This is a genomic window from Acinetobacter calcoaceticus (genome assembly GCF_051947995.1).
Lineage (GTDB): Bacteria > Pseudomonadota > Gammaproteobacteria > Pseudomonadales > Moraxellaceae > Acinetobacter.
Genome location: NZ_JBLVVH010000005.1, coordinates 230,163 through 247,577 on the forward strand (window position 1 = coordinate 230,163; position 17,415 = coordinate 247,577).

A 17,415-nucleotide genomic window follows, 5' to 3' on the forward strand; every position below is an offset into this window, starting at 1 on the left:
AATAACCATGCAGTTATAGAGGATTGGTGTAATGGTAGCATGACGGTCTCCAAAACCGTTCGTCAAGGTTCGAGTCCTTGATCCTCTGCCAAATAAATAAAAAAGCCCCTGTGAAAACAAGGGCTTTTTTATTGTCTGAGATATGTCTTTATCTCATCTCTTTTAAAAAGTGTATTATCTTTTATAAATCTTGCATTCAAATTGAAATGCAGGCAATTCGACCAGTACTGTCAGCAGATTTTGTGGATTTGAAAAATTTAAAATGACGATTTCCCAATGAATTAGAATGAATGGATAAAAAGACTTTATTTTTATTACTATTGTAATTATTTATTCACTATAGTAAATTAAATTCATGGTGGGTTATTCATTCTCGAAGAATTTTTTGCCCAGTTTTTAAGTTAATGTGAAAAGATATAAAATGTTAGACATTCGTATGTCGCGTCCAGATGAGGGCGTTAAGGTGGTTACAATCTGGAAAAGTTCTGTCGATGCAACTCACCAGTTTCTTAAGCCTGAAGATCGTCTTGAAATCGAAAAAGAGGTGATTGGCTTTTTTTCGGAGACACCAGTATGGGTTGCTGTAAATCCGGATGATCAACCGCTGGGCTTTATGTTCTTGCATGAAGGGCATATGGAAGCATTGTTCATTGATGCCACAGCCCGTGGACAAGGCGTTGGAAAGTTTTTGGTGTCCCATGCTTTAACGCTCTATCCTAATCTCACCATTGATGTGAATGAGCAGAACCAGCAGGCAATTGGGTTTTATCAATATCTCGGTTTTCAGGTAACAGGACGCTCAGAACTTGATAGTCAAGGCCGAGCCTATCCATTATTGCATCTTGCGATTAAACCCAAGGCTTAATGCTATTTTTATTAAATTATTGATATTGGATTAGCTGAATGGGGGAAAAGCTGGTTTTGACCATTCATTGCTAACTCTGTTTCTGGCTAAAACTCACCATATAAACACAAGGTTGTTGATTATCAGGATTGGTTAATTGGCAATCTGCAGGTTGAGTGAGAGCGATGCAATCTCCAGTTTCCAGGTGAAAGCGTTGTGTATCAACTTGAATATCAAGTTGTCCACTTAATACCCAAATGGTTTGACCATTCAGGTGCTGGTATGCGCTTGCAGGAATGCTGAATTGTCCTGCTGGTGGAACTTCGACTTTAATCATTTCCGGATTTGCGCCTGCGGGCGAGATTGACCAGCGGGTAAGTCCTAATTGTGTGTCTGTCCAATAGTGTTGTTGCGATTTTTTAGAGACCAATACCTGTGTATTTTGGCTGAGTTCAGCTTCTGCAAACAATTTGGATAGGGTAATACCCAAGGCACTGGCCAAACGGCTGAGGATGGCTGCACTGGGACTGGAAGCCCCGCGCTCAACCTTGCTGATCATGGCTTGGCTGACACCTGAATATTGTGCTAATTCAGCAACCGTCCATCCCTTACTTTTTCTTTGCTTAAGCAGTAAACGAGCGATTTCAGTGTCAAGTATTTGACTGTCAGCTTTTTCAACCATCATAAGAACCTTTAATTTCTAATCGGCATATTATGCGATAGAAATGACTTGGATATTGTGTGCAATCCCGATATTAATGCTCTTGATCGAAATTTTTAGTTAATCGATTTAATGATGTTTAGCTCAGGGTCTTTGATATAGCTTTCTAATGATAAAAATTTTTCATATTGTCACTGTCAATGAATAAATTGCTAAAAAACAGATCTTTTTTTGCTTAATTTTAAATTTTGTATGGCAATTAGTTTTTGAATAATAGACTTATCAATCTGAATATGTGTTTCATGATGCTATTTAACTTTGGTTTCAGGTTGATGAAAGTGGTCAAAAAAGACTTGCATAATGAAAGTCAGCTCAGCAGAAAATTGATCTGACTAGGGAAAATTTAATAATTAAGGAATAAGAAATGTTGGTATTGTGCATGGTTCAGCAAGGACAGCGTCATTGGGCTGAGGTGATTCGAGGAGATCATCAAGGTCGTTCTCAAAATAAGGACCAAATCGCATGATGATTATCCGTTATATTGAGCAGAAAGATATTCACGATCTTTATCGGTTAGCACAAAAAGCAGGCTTTGGTTTAACCTCCTTACAACCTGATATGGAAATGCTGGCTGCCCGTATTGATCGGGCCGTAAAAACAGTACAGGGCAAATTAGATAAATCGGAGCAGGGCTATTTATTTGTACTGGAAGATACCGAACTGGATAAAGTGGTCGGTGTTTGTGGTATTGAGGTGGCACTTGGTTTAAAAGAGCCTTGGTATAATTTCCATGTCGGTACGCAAGTTCACTCCTCCGAGCCTTTGAATGTGTATAAAGCACTGCCGACCTTGTATCTCAGTAATAACCATACCAACTGTAGTGAGCTCTGTACTTTATTCCTCGATCCTGATTATCGCTTAAATAAAAATGGCAAGTTTCTGTCCAAAGTCCGCTTTTTATTTCTATCCGCCTTTAGGCAATATTTTGAAGAAACCATTGTTGCCGAAATGCGCGGTTTTTCAGATGAAAATGGTCGTTCTCCGTTTTGGGATGCAGTCGGTCATAGATTCTTTGATATGGACTTTGCCAAAGCGGATTATCTCAGTGGGACTGGCAAAAAAGCATTTATTGCAGAATTGATGCCGCGACATCCACTTTATGTCGATATGTTGCCTGATGAGGCCAAAGCCGTGATTGGTGCCGTGCATCCGAATACTGTTCCTGCGTATAACCTCCTGATTGAAGAGGGGCTGCGTTATAAGGGTTATGTCGATATCTTTGATGGTGGTGCAACCTTACAGGCTGATATCGAAAATTTAAGAGCGATTAAGGAAAGTCATGTGGTGCAGGCACAGATTGGATCATCTGATCCGGTTTCGGGAGATGATGAGCCGTACATCGTTGCTAATGATGATTATGAAAATTATCGCGCAATCCTGATTTATAACTCTCCACATCATGATCTGGTGAAATTGACCGAAGAGCAGGCCCGTCAGCTGCATGTCAAAAATAGTGACTCGGTTCGGGTATTAAATATCAATGTTCATCATAAGCATTAAAGCATGACTTTTCGCATGCTGCAGCATCTTTAAGCGTGAATTTTATTTGATTTATATTGCATTTTTTATGAGATTAATCTGTAGAGATGAAATTTTAAGTTCTGGACAGTAAAGGCTTATAACGATTTTTTACATAAAAAAATCTCCTTATAATTAAATATATTTCACGTTTAATTGCTTGTAAATTGAGCAGGAAGATGTGCGTTCACCTTCAAGTGACAAGGGAATAGGATATGATGCTTGCGCCTAAAGGACTTTGGGCGAATAACAATAGATTTTAGTGCACTGATAACACATACATGGAAAAGGATGATTGGTGAGGTGAGTACGACTTAATACATTCATTTTAAAATAATTTAATTGAACGAAATGGAATTTTTATATTAAAGCAGTGTGAAAATATTTTATTTTTATCAAGTGCTTATAACGGTTGTTGTAAGTTGGAGTAAGGATTACATGAGTCAAAATAAAGAAAAGCAACTTCAGGATGAAGACCTGCCCGGGAACCCGCAGGATGAGGAAAAGTTACAGCGTTCTTTGACCAATCGTCATATTCAGATGATTGCGATTGGTGGTGCAATTGGTACCGGTTTATTTATGGGTTCTGGAAAAACCTTAAGTGTTTCGGGTACTTCCATTGTTTTAACTTATTTAATTATCGGCTTTTTCTTTTTCTTTGTAATGCGGGCAATGGGTGAACTGTTGCTGGCCAATACCAATTTTAAAACCTTTGCCGATTTTGCAACCGCTTATATCGGTCCCTGGGCTGGCTTTTTTCTGGGCTGGTCGTATTGGGGTAACTGGATTATTACCGCCATTGCAGATGTGATCGTGATTGGGGGGTATATGCAGTTCTGGTACCCCGATGTGCCGGTCTGGATTCCTGCATTTACCTCGCTGGCGATTTTGACGATTTTGAACTTTGTTGCGGTTCGAATGTTTGGCGAGCTGGAGTTCTGGTTCTCTCTCATCAAGGTTTCTGCCATTATCCTGTTTATCCTTGCAGGGATATATCTGATTAGTACAGGCTTTACTTCTCCAAGTGGTGTCAAAGCATCGATGAGTCATGTATTTGAAACTGAATCGATGTTTCCGTATGGCCTTACCGGCTTTTTGGCTGGCTTCCAGATCGCAATCTTCGCCTTTGTCGGGATTGAGCTGGTCGGCACCACAGCCGCTGAAACCAAAGATCCGCATAAATCACTGCCTAAAGCCATTAACTCTATTCCGTTTCGTATCCTGTTGTTTTATGTTGGTGCATTGGTCTGTATTATCGCGGTCACTTCTTGGGCAAAAATTTCACCAGAAAAAAGTCCATTTGTTGAGATGTTCTCACTAATTGGCTTACCGATTGCAGCGGGTCTGGTCAATTTTGTGGTGGCAACTTCGGCGCTTTCTTCTGCCAATAGCGGTATTTTTGCGACCAGTCGTATGCTCTATGGTTTGTCTTTGGATAATGATGCGCCTAAAAGCTTTAGTAAGTTATCGAAAAGAAAAGTGCCGATTCGCGGTTTGGTTTTCTCTATGACTTGCGTCACCATTGGTACTTCGATTTTATTTATTGTGCCGAATGTCATGACAGCGTTTACCATCATTTCAGCGCTGACCTCAATCTTATGTGTCTTTACCTTTATACTGATTATTCTTTCTTATATTTGCTATCGTAAGAAGTTTCCTGAGTTGCACCAGCAGTCTAAGTTTAAAATGCCTGGTGGCCTGTTTATGGCTTGGTTTACCATGTCATTTTTAGTGTTTACCATCGTTATTCTGGCCTTGGATCATGATACCTTGATTGCCTTGGCAGTTTCACCCATCTGGTTTTTGGGCCTGTTTATTGCCTATCGTCGTAAAAAGAAAAAGATGCTGGAGCTGGATCTGCTAAAAGCCAGACCTATGGACTATGTGTAAGCAGGGTTGCGCAGTTGCGATAAAATCTGACCCCGTTTTAAAAAAAAGCAGAGCCGAGGCTCTGCTTTTTATGACATCCATTTTTTAGATTTTGCTGATCAAATCGTTGATCTGTTTTGCTTGTTCAGCCGCATTACCTGTGTAGGTTGCAGGCGTAAGCTCAGCAAGGCGAGTACGTTCATCTTCTGGAACTTGAGCAAGTTCATCACCTTTCACGAAGTTAACCATCATGTCACGTGTCATGGCTTGACCACGAGTCAGGGCTTTTAATTTCTCGTATGGCTTTTCAACGTTATAGCGGCGCATTACGGTTTGAATTGGTTCTGCAAGAACTTCTTGTGCTTGGTCTAAATCTTCATTTAAACGTGCAGCATTGAGTTCAAGTTTACCTACACCTTTTAAGCAAGCATCAAAAGCAATCAGGCTTTGTGCAAAACCAACACCCATATTACGTAATACGGTTGAGTCGGTTAAGTCGCGCTGCCAGCGAGAAACAGGAAGTTTTTCACCAAGATGACCCAATACCGCATTGGCAATACCCAAGTTACCTTCAGAGTTTTCAAAGTCAATTGGGTTGACTTTATGTGGCATGGTTGAAGAACCTACTTCGCCATCTTTTAACTTTTGTTTGAAGTAACCGAGAGAGATATAACCCCAAACGTCACGGTTAAAGTCGATCAGAATCGTATTAAAGCGACGTAATGCATCAAACAATTCAGCCATATAGTCATGTGGCTCGATTTGCGTGGTGTATGGGTTAAATGCCAAGCCTAAAGACTCAACAAATGCTTGTGCATGCGCAGCCCAGTCAATTTCAGGGTAAGCAGAGAGGTGAGCGTTATAGTTGCCGACTGCACCATTGATTTTGCCAAGTAACTCAACATTTTCAAATTGCTTGATTTGACGTGCTAAACGGTAAGCAACGTTTGCCATTTCTTTACCCAAGGTGGTTGGGCTTGCTGTTTGACCGTGTGTACGAGACAACATTGGTTGTTCAGCATGTGTAGTTGCCAAAGCCGAGATCGCAGTAAGAAGCTGCTTCATGCTTGCCACGAGAACTTCACGACCGTTTTTCAACATTAATGCATGAGACAGGTTGTTGATGTCTTCTGATGTGCATGCAAAGTGAATAAACTCGCCTGCATTTTTTAATTCATCAATGTTGGCAATTTTTTCTTTAAGGAAGTATTCAACTGCTTTTACATCATGGTTGGTGGTGCGTTCGATTTCTTTAATGCGGTTAGCATCTTCTTCAGAGAAGTTGCTAACAATCGCATCGAGCGCGGCATTGGTTTCATTTGAAAATGGCGCAACTTCGATGATTTCTGCACGATTCGCAAGTGCTTGTAACCAACGCACTTCAACCGTGACACGAGCGTGGATTAAACCAAACTCAGACAAAAAAGGGCGTAGGGCATCGCATTTGCTAGCGTAACGTCCATCAAGTGGCGAGAGTGCGGTTAAAGCATTCATACAGATTCCTTAATTTTGGAATAAACATAAAAATAAAATCGTTGGCATATCGGCTATACCACCTGATACTGCAAACGAGCGAGAGCTTGAATATCTTGCAATAACTTGCGTTTACTAAAGATCATACTCCACGAGCTGCCGCCGGATTGTTTCCATAAATGGGCCAGCTGTAAGCCTGTAAACAGGCAAGCTCGAATACGGTTAGTATGATTAATATCTTTAAAGGCTTCGGCATTGCCACGGACTAAAATACGAGGATTAATTTGTCCTGCAGTTTCGACATAGGTTTGTGCGAGATTGGCAATAATGCTGGGATGCAAATAATTATTATCAAAAAAGGAGAGTTGTTTTAGGATTTTTTGTTGGGCTGTTTCAATGATTTTAACGTATTCAGGATTACCGTAGACTTTCTTTTCCAGCTGCAATAAGGCCATTGCATAGGACATTGGAAGTTTAGCTGTCGACATTTTGGGAACACGGGATTTGGGTGCCGTATTAAAGGGCTGGGTAATGCAGCCTTCTAATGTTTTTAAGCCAAGAGAAATATCGGCCAGCTGATTAAAGAAATCGAGAGTTTGCGTGGCATTATTGGCCGTCGGGCGAATATTCAGACTGGCCTTGATGAGTAGTTCGAAATAAAAGTTACCACTATCGCCAATACTTTGCTGTCCAGCCATCGCCGTCATATGTGTCAGCTGGGTTGCCTGGAACACCGCTGCCAATGCCAAAGCACGGTTTTGTCTGACATTCAACGCTTGCGTGTGCTGAAAGGGTAACTCGACCATGCTTCGCTTCCAATTTCCTTAAATAAAATCCGGTTCAGGTGCATTGGTATGGTGAATCACACCACCGCCTAAGCAAACCTCTCCTGAGTAGAACACCACACTTTGCCCTGGTGTTACAGCTCGTTGCGGTTCATCAAATTCAACACGCACACCATTTTCAGTGTGTTCATCGCGGTAAATTGTACAGGCCTGATCAGGTTGACGATAACGGGTTTTTGCTGTGCAACGGAAACCGGTACTTGGTATGTCCTGTTCGCCAGCCACCCAGTCAATCGTTTCGCTCCAGAGCTGTGTGCTTTGCATCAACGGATGTTCATGTCCTTGTCCAATCACCAGTCGATTATTGGCAATATCTTTATGGAGTACGAACCATGCACCTTCTTGTACACCTTTCATCCCACCGATACCGATACCACCACGTTGACCCAGCGTATAGTACATCAAGCCGTGATGTTCACCAACTTCTTTACCTGATTCCAAAACAATTTTTCCGGCTTGGGCAGGTAAATACTGTTTTAAGAAATCGGTAAAACGACGTTCGCCAATAAAACAGATACCTGTTGAGTCTTTTTTCTTCGCAGTCGCGAGATCCAGTTGTTCTGCGATACGACGAACTTCCGGTTTTTCGATTTCGCCAACAGGGAATAGCGTCTTGTTAATTTCACGACCATGCACCGCATGTAAGAAATAAGTCTGGTCTTTATTGTTATCGACACCACGGAGTAAGGGTGCGTAAGTTTCGCCGCGTGAGTTTTGTGTGCTTGCACCACGGCGTGCATAGTGACCTGTGGCAATAAAGTCTGCACCCAAGGTCATGGCATGGTCGAGGAAAGCACGGAATTTAATTTCTTTATTACAGAGAATATCCGGATTAGGGGTACGACCTGCAGCATATTCGGCCAGAAAGTGCTCAAAGACACGATCCCAATATTCCATGGCAAAGTTGGCAGTATGTAATTTGATGCCGATCTTATCTGCAACGGCCTGAGCATCTGCCAGATCTTCAAGTGCTGTGCAGTATTCCGTACCATCATCTTCTTCCCAGTTTTTCATGAAAAGACCTTCAACCTGATATCCTTGTTGAAGTAACAGTGCGGCAGAAACAGAGGAATCTACACCACCAGACATACCGACGATGACACGTTGTTGCATCTAATTAAGCGTCCAAATGAGAAGTTAATGAGGGAGAGAAAGGGTGCTCATAAATAAGCGATAAAGGATATTTCTTGCCAGCAAGGGCATCTTCAACAGCTTTTAAAACCAGTGGACTGCGCGCACGTGCTGATTCTTGTAGTTCATCCAGATTCATCCAGACTGCAGCAACAATACCTGTATCAAGTTGTGCATTTTCTTCAACTGACGTCACATGCGCCAGAAAGCAAAAGCGGTAGTAGGTACGATCTGGAAACATCGGCGGGGTATAAGTATAGATCCCAAGCAGATGATCGATTTCAACGTGATGGCCTGTTTCTTCCAGTGTCTCACGGATCGCTGCCTGCACAATGGTTTCACCACATTCAACATGACCTGCAGGTTGATTAAACACGGTATGTACAAAGCCTTCGCTGTGTTCTTCAACAAACAGAAAACGTCCGTCTTTTTCGACTACAGCGGCGACTGTGACATGAGGTGTCCAAGCGGTCATAGAAAGCACCATGGTTTTAAAAAATGTATTCTACAAAATTTGAGACGCGGTGGCTAGTTGAAGTGGTCGAGCAATTTTCTTAGATGTACCAAAGTTAAGTTTTTGTTGTAAATTCATGCATGATTCAAGTAATGTTTCATATAAATCTTATAAAGTTCCTTTTTTATAAATATATGCATTCAGTTTCAGCTATTTTTTTACAAGAGCATCCAATTCATGGATGCATACATGACGCAAGCAATAATTTAAAGCCTTTTCCGATTCTTGCAATAGACAATATCCCTTTGAATTTATGGATAAATGAGAATACGAATATCTTTGAACGAACAGATAATCTGGTTCCCGCTCAAGGATGGCTTTACGAATTTAATGATGAGCTTGCATTAAGTAATGCTTGGGCGCTCTTAAAGCCGAATTATTGTAAATATGGACCAATTTCAACCGTTGTTCCACTTCTCGTCTGTCCAGATGATCTCGATTTAATATGCAGTGTCGTTGTGGTTGAACAAGTTGTTACGGCGACAGAAGTCAAATGGGTTAGATTTGGACAAGCCTTTGGAAATCTTCAGGATATAGTGACTTCAGTTATTTGGGAGTTCCCTAAAACTACGCCAGAGTTAACATTTCAGTTTGCACAATTTGAACAAGCCTTTAATGAATTAAAGATTTTAGATGAGCGGTGGGGCGATGCTTAAAGTTACTCATACTAAAACAAGGTATGTATTCAATCAAAATAGAGTGTGATGGTCTTTTTAATAGATGCCTGCGAAGAGACAGAGATATGATTCAAAAGGAATATCAGTCAATTTTAAAAGATGTTGTTTCTGTTTTTACTGCAGAATTCGCAACGGCGCTTGATAGCCTTTATGTTTATGGCAGTGTCGCGAAAGGTAATGCGGTCATCGGTCAATCTGATTTAGATATATGTGTGGTTTTTAAACATGATATTCAGAGTCTGGATCTAAAAATCGCCGAAATTAAACAAAGCCTTATTGTTCGTTATTCATATATTCCAAAGATCGATGTGGATATCGGTTATTTAAAAGAGGTTTTGGATGAGAAAAATAAGAAGCGTTGGGGAGCATGGCTTAAATTTTTTTGTACCAATATTTATGGGCGAGATTTAACGCATTTTTTCCAAGAGATAACGATTGACAGAGAGGTCATCCAAGCAATCAATCAGGGCTATGATGAGGAGATACACACATATTTTGAGTTATTGGAAATAAAGGATAAGCCTCAAGCTGAATTGCTCAACTTAAAAAAATCTTTAATTAAAAGAGTGATCCGGTTGTTGCCTTTAACGTTGAATGAGATTGGCGAATGGCCATTAAGTTTAAACGATACAATTGAACAAACTATGCAGGCTTATCCTCAGCAGAAACAACATCTCTATTTCCTACTACAAGAACTTGATAACCCTGTGTTAATGGATGAGAATTCCTTGAACCGATTCATAGAGTTGTATAGCTGGATTAAAGCCCGCTTACTTTAACTGTGAATTGATTTGTGTGTTCATCTCATTGATAAATAAAATATTTATACCCGATTAAAATCGTATCAATCGAAAATAATTTGATTCAAAAAAACAGATTGTGATAGTGTGTTTTTTGACCGCAAGGTAAAAATAATAATCCCCGCCAAGAAAAGTCATAGTTGTGATGGCCTTTCAATAATTTAGAAGTAGAACAGATAATTTATTAAATTGATAGACAGCACACGGAGTTAAAATATTATGCAGCATATTAAAATTAAACCTGGTGTCCCTTTAGCAGAACAAGCAGAGATTGGTCATAATCGCTGGCATCCAGATATTCCATTTTTAACATCGGTAAGACCAGGCGAAGAAATTCTCATTGAAAGCCTGGATTTTTTAGATGCTCAAATCAAAGATACCGATGATGTCTCCGATGTTAAAAATGTGGATCTTACTCGAGCACATCCCCTGACAGGACCATTTTATGTGGAAGGCGCTGAGCCAGGGGATTTGCTGGTGATTGATCTTCTCGATATTCAGCCGATTTCAGCCGTTGGTTTCTCTGGGGTTTTTGCAAAAGAAAATGGCGGTGGTTTTTTAGCTGATTATTTTCCTGAAGCGGATAAGGCAATCTGGGATTTAAAAGGATTATTTGCAACGTCACGTCATATCCCAGGTGTTCGTATTGCGGGTTTAAAGCATCCAGGTTTGATGGGGACACTTCCTTCGCATGAGCTGCTCAAAGAATGGAATCGTAGGGAAGCATTATTGGTCGCGAAAGGACAGGTAAATCCACCTGATCCAAGAACAGCTGTGTTACGCGGTGTGACCGGTGCCGAGTTTGACCGGATGGCGGTAGAGGCCGCACGTACAGTGCCCCCACGTGAACATGGGGGGAATACCGATATTAAAGATCTTGCAGCAGGCAGTCGTATTTATTTCCCTGTCTACCAGAAAGGTGCTGGTTTCTCGATGGGGGATCTACATTTCTCACAAGGTGATGGAGAAATCGGATTCTGTGGTGCGATTGAAATGGATGGGGTAACGCGTGTTGGTTTTGATCTGATCAAAGGGGGGATGCAAAAATATAATATTGATTCGCCTATATTTGTCCCAAGTAATGTCAGACCTAATTATGATCAGTGGTTAACCTTTGAAGGGATTAGTGTTGAAAACGGGGTAAATCATTATTTGGATGCCACGGTTGCCTATCGTCAGGCCTGTTTAAAAGCGATTAAATATCTTGAGAATTTTGGATTCACCGGATCCCAAGCGTATATGTTACTGACTGCTGCACCTGTTGAAGGGCGTATCGGTGGTATTGTGGATATTCCGAACTGTGCATGTACCATTTCTTTGCCAACGTCTATTTTTGAGAAAAATATTTTGCCGCAGGGCGCCTTAAACGAAAACAAGTTCTGGGGACATCGTTAGTTCTAGGGGAATGTAGAGTTAATCGTTCAATAAGGATTTTAAGATGCCACTATATGATTTTAGATGTGAACATTGTGAAGGGATTTTTGAGAAGAATGTCCCGATGGCCAGTATTGCAAGAGATCATACGTCCTGCCCATATTGCCAGCATGCCATGTTATTAAGGCCGATGATAACGGGACACCAAAAGATAGCGGTCAAAGACAAATGGAGACCATCATCAAGTGCAGAGCAACTTGCAGGCCCTTTGGTTGAAGGACCGGGTACCCATAAAAAAAGTGCTCGGACATCTGTGCTACATAATTGCCGAGGTGTGAATTGTTCTTTATGTGAGGTTTGAGCGACTTCGCTTTGAAAGTAAGGTTGATGTGCCATTCTGTACATTTTATTGTACTAGAGTGGCATGCATATAAGCTTGATAATCTGTCTTTAGGGATCGTATTATTCATCAAGATCTAATCTTTTCCATGCATCGCCGATGAAATTTCTTTCAGCAGCTTGATTGTAGTCCAGATCAAACATCTCATTCAGAGTTGGATCTCTTAATATCATTTGTTCTAAAGCAACAAAACGAATATCTTCTTGTTCTTGATCGCCTGTTAAAAATTGCCAGTCACCATCACTATCATGAACAACTCTTAAAATAGGTTGGTTATGTTCTAACCATTGTCTAGTCGTAAAAACGCCTAAATTTTTAGCTTCTCTAAATTTAAAATCAGCATTTCGGTCTAAGAGTGGTTGATCATGGATAAATCTTTCCTCAAACCCATCTTCCCAAGGAAATTTATCATTGCGATCTGTCCAGACTAATTGCAAAGCGGAAAAGTTGTTGTGTTGGTAATAATTTAAAGCAGCACCAAAATAATCTTCAATATTTCTAAAATCTACTGGTAAAAACTCAGCACGACTATTTTTAAAGATATTTTCATAAGGATTATAAGATTTTATTTTTTCGCCGTTTTTGATTAGATCCGCTACATCATTGATAATCAAATGGGCTAAGTCAGTTGGTAAGCCGAAGCATATAATTTCAGGATGCTGATAGCTTTCATACAGACCGACACTATAACTAAAAGAAGGTAAATAGTCTGTCGCACTAATCCCTACAACTTGCAGTCCATATTTCTCAATATTGAGTTTAGTTGTATTCATGAGTTTATCTGGAGTGGGGCAATTATGTGGATGATTAGTACTCATTAGATATCTCTAAAAGTTTATTATTTTTAATTATGTATAAAGGATGGAAGAGGAAAAAGCGAAGTTAAGCTTCGCTATTCTTATAATTATCCTTCACTTTCACATAGTGACGTGCCGAATAAGGTAAAAACTCCATTTCTTTTTCGGTCAGTGCACGCACTTGTTGGACAGGACTGCCGACATAGAGATAACCGCTTTTTAATACTTTACGTGGCGGCACCAGACTACCGGCACCGATCATTACATCATCTTCAATGATGACGTCATCTAACACGACGGTATTAATCCCGATCAAGACGCGATTACCAATGGTGCAGCCATGTAAAGTTACATGATGCCCAACCGTTACATCTTCTCCAATGACCAGTGGAGAACCATTCGGTTTAGACTGGTTTTTATGGCTGACATGTAACATACAATGATCCTGTACATTACTGTTTTTGCCAATCTGAATTGAATTTACATCACCACGAATCACGGCAAAAGGCCATACCGACACATTTTCAGCGAGTTTAACATCACCTACAACAACCGACATGTCATCGATATAACAACTTGAATCAACATCTGGTTTCTGGTCGAGATAGGGACGAATATTCTTTTGCATAGCAGCGTTCGCTTGAAAATTTAGGGGAATTATAAAATAAAAAAGCATTCATACCCAAGGGCATGAATGCTTAATTTAACGATTCTAAAATTTAGAACAAGTTACTGAAGAACATTTTGATATGGTCAATCATACGTGCAAAGAAGCCAGCTTCTTCAACTGGTTTTAATGCGACCAATGGTTTTTCTGCAATCACTTTACCATCCAGACTTGCAACCAGTTTACCTACCACTTGGCCTTTAGCTAAAGGTGCATTGAGTTTAGGCTGAACCACAAGCTGAGTTTTGATTTTGTCTGCCTGGCCTTTTGGCATGGTCACATTGAAGTTTTCTGCTAAGCCAATTTGAACGTCATCTTGTTTACCGAACCAAACTTTTGCCTTGGCAAGAACCTGGTTTGCTGGTTGAACATTAGCAGTTTCAAAGTTTGAAAAGCCCCAAGCTAAAAGTGTACGTGTCTGATCGGCACGTTCATTCATGCTTGGTGTTCCGAAAATCACTGAAATTAAACGCATTGGGCCGCGTTTACTTGACGTGGTCAAGCAGAAACCCGCTTCATTGGTATGACCTGTTTTTAAACCATCTACACTTGGATCGGTATAAAGCAGGGCATTACGGTTGCCTTGTTTGATGCCATTAAAAGCAAATTCTTTTTCTGAATAAATCGGATAGTATTTAGAACTGTCTTTAATGATGTGTTGGGCAAGGATGGCCATATCTTTGGCAGTTGAATAATGACCTTCAGCTGGCATACCGGTTGAGTTGATAAAGTGAGTATTCACCATACCAACACGCTTTGCTTCCTGGTTCATCATATGGGCAAAGGTCCCTTCATTGCCCGCGATATGTTCAGCCATTGCTTTAGAAGCATCGTTTCCTGACTGGATAATAATACCACGCAACATTTCTAAAACTGTTGCAGTGCCATTGAGTGGAACATACATACATGATTCAGAGCTGCTACCACGACACCACGCAGATTCATTCATGCGTACCTGTTCGTTTTCAGTCAATTCACCCTTTAAAAGTTTCTGCTCAATGATGTAGCTTGTCATCATTTTTGTCATCGAAGCAGGTGCCAGTTTTTCATTTTCGTTTTTGGCAGCGAGAATCTGTCCGGTCTCGTAATCCATTAATACATAGGATTTATTATTTAATTCTGGTGGAGCGGATAGGACAGTTGCTGCATATGAAAAGCTTGGCAAAAGTAATAATGCAGCAAGAGCGCTTTTGTGAGTCATTCTAGGTGGTTCCAATATCTTGTATGAAGCAGACGAGCCTAGCATTTTAGGATAAAGCAAAGCCGACTTCTACGGGGGAAATCGGCTTTTTCATACAGTATTGTAACCTGAACCTTAATTGTTCATCTTATTTGGAATAATAATTACGAACATCATCGCAAATTTGACGATTATCACTATCAGAGGCTGCTTTTGCATCACTGCGCGCTTCTTTTAAAGCTTCTTTAAAATCTTTATCTTTTACGCGTTTATTTAAGGTTTCAACGGCATGGGCATCGTTGTTTAAATAAGCTTTAACCAGATTGTCATAGGCTTTGTTAAATTTTAAATCTTTGCCAATTAAGCTTGGACAAATTTCTGAAAGCACATAGATCGCGGCGAGCTCTTGCTTGGTGACATTATCAGAAGTTGGAGTGACTTCAATCTTTTCTGCATCTGTAGATTTTTTATCTGCCGCAAATGCCGTAGGAGCTAAAGCGCTAGACGCGATGAGAAATGATAAACCTAGTGTTTTAAAAACATTTTTCTTCATAAGAAATCAAACTCAGAACAAGACTTAAAGAATTTGAATAACTTATAGCATAGAAGCAGGTAAAAAATTGTATGTTTGCTGTAGGAAACGTGGAGAAAGTGTGGGTTTAAATTTTCAGAATCTTAAATTTCTTACAACTTCTAAGGCGTTTTCTATCGTGGATAGGGCGGTTTAGCTCTTGGTAGAGGAGCGTAACTTAACTTGACATCCGAGATTAAGATCAACAAGATTAAAAAATAGCCAGCAATGCGTGGGATTGAAAAAATAGGATAATTAAAAAAGAACTGGAAAGGAAAAGAATAAATTAACCGAAAGGAGTAAGGGCATGAATCGATTCAAGGGTGGCGTTGATATCGCACTCAAACTTCCACCTCATCAATATGAAGCAACCATTGCATTTTATCGTGATGTGATTGGTCTTAAACAAATTACAGAAAAAGAACCTGATGTCGGTTTTGAATTGGGCCCAATCAAGCTCTGGATCGCCGCCGTGCCAGAGATGAGTCAGGCAGAACTTTGGCTTGAGCTCTTTACCGATGATTTTACTGAGGCAGCTCATTATCTAAATGAAGCAGGGGTGGTGCGTTGTGACGCAATTGAGCCTTTGCCCGAAGGTTTTAAAGGAGGGTGGATTACTAGCCCTGCAAATATTATCCATATGGTGCGTGAGCCAGATGCATGGTAATAGTGTTGATCAGATAAGCACCGCTTGTATGGATGATGAGACGGAAGAGGTGTGGTTTTATCCATCTTAATTTAAAACCACACCGATATTTTAAAGCGTGATTAGCCTTCGAAATTCAAGACTTCTTCACATACCGCTTTTTGCTCTACCTTGTCGACTTCTGCTGCTGCTTCATGCGCGTCCTTCAGCAAGCTTTTAAATTCAGCATCTTTTTGTAGGCTTTCAAGAGAAGCTGACTTATCAGAATAATTGCTTAAATAGATCCCCACCATTTTTTTGATATTCTGATCAAATTTTGTATTTTTACCTATCAGTGCAGGACACATCTCAATAAGTACTTGTGCATTGGCGATATCATCTTTAATTAACGCATCTGCTTCTTTCACTGAAACCGCTTCATCTGCAAATACAACAGGCGCTGTAAAAAGCGTGAAACTCACCCCAAAAACTTTAAGAAAATTAGATAAATGTCTCATGATCGTATAAATTTTTAATACTAAGAAGTCATAAATATATATAATTCAAGGAATAATTCAATTGAAAAAACTGCTTAGTAACATTGAAGAGAATTGATTTTAGTGAATATTTTAATAGCAAACGATGATGGCGTATTCGCACCCGGCCTACAAGCTTTGGCGCAGGCCTTAAAACCTTTAGGTCGTGTGGTTGTGGTGGCGCCAGAAAGTGAACGTAGTGGTTATTCAAGTGCATTAACGCTGGATCGTCCTTTACGTCCTGTTCAAATAGCTGAAGATGTCTGGGCGGTCAATGGCACACCAGCAGATTGTGTCTACCTGTCCATGAATGGCCTGTTTGATTTTGAATTTGATCTGGTGGTCAGCGGAATCAATAGTGGAGCGAATCTGGGCGATGACGTTTTATATTCTGGTACCGTAGGCGCTGCTTTCGAAGGGCGTTTAATGAAGCATCCTGCGATTGCCGTTTCACTGGCGGGTGCCAATGTACGAGCCTATGAGCATCCTGAACATTATGCCAAAGCAGCGCAATGGGTTCATGATTTTATAGCCAAAGGCCTGCCGATTTTACCGCCGCGCCATATTTTTAATATTAATATTCCAGATGTTGAGCAAATCCAAGGTGCTCAAGTGACCTACCAGGGACGCAGGGCGCAATCCAAACCAATCAGCAGTCATGTTGATCCGCGTGGACGCCAGGTGTACTGGATTGGACTGGCCGGTGAAGCGGTGACAGAACCGCAGCCTGTCTCGGACTATATCCAGTCAGACTTTTTTGCCGTGTCAAATGGTTATGTCAGTATTACCCCGATCCAGATGGACGCAACCAACTATACCGTATTGGAAAATTTACAAGCACATGTAAATGGATAATGGTATGAATGTTATAAC

General features: G+C 40.6%; 19 protein-coding genes and 1 tRNA gene. 10 read left to right on the forward strand and 10 right to left on the reverse strand.

The genetic code is table 11. The features are described from left to right. Nucleotides 1–17: 17 nt before the first annotated feature. Together ACNQO6_RS12025 and ACNQO6_RS12030 are read left to right on the forward strand one after the other, a co-directional pair. Nucleotides 18–91 (forward strand) — tRNA-Trp (locus ACNQO6_RS12025). Nucleotides 92–421: 330 nt separating this feature from the next. Beyond that, nucleotides 422–865, forward strand: coding sequence for an acetyltransferase (locus ACNQO6_RS12030; protein ID WP_440209101.1), 444 nt, complete (start codon nucleotides 422–424; stop codon nucleotides 863–865). A gap of 70 nt (nucleotides 866–935) precedes the next feature. Here the strand turns inward: ACNQO6_RS12030 and ACNQO6_RS12035 are convergent, their stop codons facing one another. Next, a complete protein-coding gene (locus ACNQO6_RS12035) occupies nucleotides 936–1,526 on the reverse strand; it encodes a helix-turn-helix domain-containing protein (protein ID WP_262474793.1) in 591 nt (196 codons plus the stop codon). Between the two features lie 501 nt (nucleotides 1,527–2,027). Between ACNQO6_RS12035 and astA the strand changes: the two genes are divergently transcribed. Continuing rightward, complete coding sequence (gene astA, locus ACNQO6_RS12040) at nucleotides 2,028–3,065, forward strand: arginine N-succinyltransferase (RefSeq protein WP_440209102.1); 1,038 nt, start codon at nucleotides 2,028–2,030, stop codon at nucleotides 3,063–3,065. 456 nt (nucleotides 3,066–3,521) lie between these two features. Then, entirely contained in the window at nucleotides 3,522–4,973 is a 1,452-nt protein-coding gene (locus ACNQO6_RS12045; protein ID WP_436868831.1) for an amino acid permease, read from the forward strand. 84 nt (nucleotides 4,974–5,057) lie between these two features. Here ACNQO6_RS12045 and purB read toward each other — a convergent pair whose 3' ends face one another. From purB to ACNQO6_RS12065, 4 genes are read right to left on the reverse strand one after another with little or no spacing between them, the layout of a single operon-like run. Next, nucleotides 5,058–6,446 carry an adenylosuccinate lyase gene (gene purB, locus ACNQO6_RS12050; protein ID WP_032874157.1) on the reverse strand — a complete coding sequence of 463 codons (1,389 nt, stop codon included), beginning with the start codon at nucleotides 6,444–6,446 and terminating at the stop codon, nucleotides 5,058–5,060. Between the two features lie 53 nt (nucleotides 6,447–6,499). Next, nucleotides 6,500–7,231, reverse strand: coding sequence for a high frequency lysogenization protein HflD (hflD, locus tag ACNQO6_RS12055; RefSeq protein WP_005231407.1), 732 nt, complete (start codon nucleotides 7,229–7,231; stop codon nucleotides 6,500–6,502). An 18-nt stretch (nucleotides 7,232–7,249) separates the two neighbouring features. Further along, on the reverse strand, nucleotides 7,250–8,383 hold the full coding sequence (gene mnmA / locus ACNQO6_RS12060) for a tRNA 2-thiouridine(34) synthase MnmA (RefSeq protein WP_005243021.1): 1,134 nt from the start codon (nucleotides 8,381–8,383) through the stop codon (nucleotides 7,250–7,252). Nucleotides 8,384–8,387: 4 nt separating this feature from the next. Then, nucleotides 8,388–8,876, reverse strand: a complete 489-nt coding sequence (locus ACNQO6_RS12065) for an NUDIX hydrolase (RefSeq protein ID WP_262763549.1) — start codon at nucleotides 8,874–8,876, stop codon at nucleotides 8,388–8,390. A gap of 173 nt (nucleotides 8,877–9,049) precedes the next feature. On the opposite strand from ACNQO6_RS12065, the gene ACNQO6_RS12070 reads away from it, so the two are divergent. The 4 genes from ACNQO6_RS12070 (at nucleotide 9,050) to ACNQO6_RS12085 (ending at nucleotide 12,127) form a co-directional block, all read left to right on the forward strand. Further along, nucleotides 9,050–9,571 carry a hypothetical protein gene (locus ACNQO6_RS12070; protein WP_005243019.1) on the forward strand — a complete coding sequence of 174 codons (522 nt, stop codon included), beginning with the start codon at nucleotides 9,050–9,052 and terminating at the stop codon, nucleotides 9,569–9,571. 86 nt (nucleotides 9,572–9,657) lie between these two features. Beyond that, on the forward strand, nucleotides 9,658–10,371 hold the full coding sequence (locus ACNQO6_RS12075) for a nucleotidyltransferase domain-containing protein (RefSeq protein WP_440209103.1): 714 nt from the start codon (nucleotides 9,658–9,660) through the stop codon (nucleotides 10,369–10,371). A 240-nt stretch (nucleotides 10,372–10,611) separates the two neighbouring features. Then, nucleotides 10,612–11,787, forward strand: coding sequence for a formamidase (gene fmdA, locus ACNQO6_RS12080; protein ID WP_440209104.1), 1,176 nt, complete (start codon nucleotides 10,612–10,614; stop codon nucleotides 11,785–11,787). A 43-nt stretch (nucleotides 11,788–11,830) separates the two neighbouring features. Then, nucleotides 11,831–12,127: an FmdB family zinc ribbon protein gene (locus ACNQO6_RS12085; protein ID WP_079283286.1), complete on the forward strand. Its 297-nt coding sequence runs from the start codon at nucleotides 11,831–11,833 to the stop codon at nucleotides 12,125–12,127. A 101-nt stretch (nucleotides 12,128–12,228) separates the two neighbouring features. On the opposite strand, the gene ACNQO6_RS12090 is transcribed toward ACNQO6_RS12085, so the two are convergent. From ACNQO6_RS12090 to ACNQO6_RS12105, 4 genes are all read right to left on the reverse strand, one after another. Then, on the reverse strand, nucleotides 12,229–12,984 hold the full coding sequence (locus tag ACNQO6_RS12090; RefSeq protein ID WP_440209105.1) for a DUF4262 domain-containing protein: 756 nt from the start codon (nucleotides 12,982–12,984) through the stop codon (nucleotides 12,229–12,231). Between the two features lie 64 nt (nucleotides 12,985–13,048). Then, nucleotides 13,049–13,591, reverse strand: a complete 543-nt coding sequence (locus ACNQO6_RS12095) for a gamma carbonic anhydrase family protein (RefSeq protein WP_032874148.1) — start codon at nucleotides 13,589–13,591, stop codon at nucleotides 13,049–13,051. A gap of 91 nt (nucleotides 13,592–13,682) precedes the next feature. Next, on the reverse strand, nucleotides 13,683–14,831 hold the full coding sequence (dacC, locus tag ACNQO6_RS12100; RefSeq protein ID WP_005231398.1) for a D-alanyl-D-alanine carboxypeptidase PBP5/6: 1,149 nt from the start codon (nucleotides 14,829–14,831) through the stop codon (nucleotides 13,683–13,685). A 127-nt stretch (nucleotides 14,832–14,958) separates the two neighbouring features. Continuing rightward, complete coding sequence (locus ACNQO6_RS12105) at nucleotides 14,959–15,363, reverse strand: MCR_0457 family protein (RefSeq protein WP_343579097.1); 405 nt, start codon at nucleotides 15,361–15,363, stop codon at nucleotides 14,959–14,961. Between the two features lie 325 nt (nucleotides 15,364–15,688). Between ACNQO6_RS12105 and ACNQO6_RS12110 the strand changes: the two genes are divergently transcribed. Next, nucleotides 15,689–16,048: a VOC family protein gene (locus ACNQO6_RS12110; protein WP_440209106.1), complete on the forward strand. Its 360-nt coding sequence runs from the start codon at nucleotides 15,689–15,691 to the stop codon at nucleotides 16,046–16,048. Nucleotides 16,049–16,149: 101 nt separating this feature from the next. On the opposite strand, the gene ACNQO6_RS12115 is transcribed toward ACNQO6_RS12110, so the two are convergent. Then, a complete protein-coding gene (locus tag ACNQO6_RS12115) occupies nucleotides 16,150–16,524 on the reverse strand; it encodes an MCR_0457 family protein (protein ID WP_440209107.1) in 375 nt (124 codons plus the stop codon). 102 nt (nucleotides 16,525–16,626) lie between these two features. Between ACNQO6_RS12115 and surE the strand changes: the two genes are divergently transcribed. Continuing rightward, nucleotides 16,627–17,397, forward strand: coding sequence for a 5'/3'-nucleotidase SurE (gene surE, locus ACNQO6_RS12120; RefSeq protein WP_440209108.1), 771 nt, complete (start codon nucleotides 16,627–16,629; stop codon nucleotides 17,395–17,397). The last annotated feature ends 18 nt before the right edge of the window (nucleotides 17,398–17,415 follow it).

Bases quoted from the DNA above. Each gene is read 5' to 3' on its own strand.
- ACNQO6_RS12030 (WP_440209101.1), top strand. From the start codon at position 422: ATGTTAGACATTCGTATGTCGCGTCCAGATGAGGGCGTTAAGGTGGTT.
- ACNQO6_RS12035 (WP_262474793.1), bottom strand. From the start codon at position 1,526: ATGGTTGAAAAAGCTGACAGTCAAATACTTGACACTGAAATCGCTCGT.
- astA (WP_440209102.1), top strand. From the start codon at position 2,028: ATGATGATTATCCGTTATATTGAGCAGAAAGATATTCACGATCTTTAT.
- ACNQO6_RS12045 (WP_436868831.1), top strand. From the start codon at position 3,522: ATGAGTCAAAATAAAGAAAAGCAACTTCAGGATGAAGACCTGCCCGGG.
- purB (WP_032874157.1), bottom strand. From the start codon at position 6,446: ATGAATGCTTTAACCGCACTCTCGCCACTTGATGGACGTTACGCTAGC.
- hflD (WP_005231407.1), bottom strand. From the start codon at position 7,231: ATGGTCGAGTTACCCTTTCAGCACACGCAAGCGTTGAATGTCAGACAA.
- mnmA (WP_005243021.1), bottom strand. From the start codon at position 8,383: ATGCAACAACGTGTCATCGTCGGTATGTCTGGTGGTGTAGATTCCTCT.
- ACNQO6_RS12065 (WP_262763549.1), bottom strand. From the start codon at position 8,876: ATGACCGCTTGGACACCTCATGTCACAGTCGCCGCTGTAGTCGAAAAA.
- ACNQO6_RS12070 (WP_005243019.1), top strand. From the start codon at position 9,050: ATGCATTCAGTTTCAGCTATTTTTTTACAAGAGCATCCAATTCATGGA.
- ACNQO6_RS12075 (WP_440209103.1), top strand. From the start codon at position 9,658: ATGATTCAAAAGGAATATCAGTCAATTTTAAAAGATGTTGTTTCTGTT.
- fmdA (WP_440209104.1), top strand. From the start codon at position 10,612: ATGCAGCATATTAAAATTAAACCTGGTGTCCCTTTAGCAGAACAAGCA.
- ACNQO6_RS12085 (WP_079283286.1), top strand. From the start codon at position 11,831: ATGCCACTATATGATTTTAGATGTGAACATTGTGAAGGGATTTTTGAG.
- ACNQO6_RS12090 (WP_440209105.1), bottom strand. From the start codon at position 12,984: ATGAGTACTAATCATCCACATAATTGCCCCACTCCAGATAAACTCATG.
- ACNQO6_RS12095 (WP_032874148.1), bottom strand. From the start codon at position 13,591: ATGCAAAAGAATATTCGTCCCTATCTCGACCAGAAACCAGATGTTGAT.
- dacC (WP_005231398.1), bottom strand. From the start codon at position 14,831: ATGACTCACAAAAGCGCTCTTGCTGCATTATTACTTTTGCCAAGCTTT.
- ACNQO6_RS12105 (WP_343579097.1), bottom strand. From the start codon at position 15,363: ATGAAGAAAAATGTTTTTAAAACACTAGGTTTATCATTTCTCATCGCG.
- ACNQO6_RS12110 (WP_440209106.1), top strand. From the start codon at position 15,689: ATGAATCGATTCAAGGGTGGCGTTGATATCGCACTCAAACTTCCACCT.
- ACNQO6_RS12115 (WP_440209107.1), bottom strand. From the start codon at position 16,524: ATGAGACATTTATCTAATTTTCTTAAAGTTTTTGGGGTGAGTTTCACG.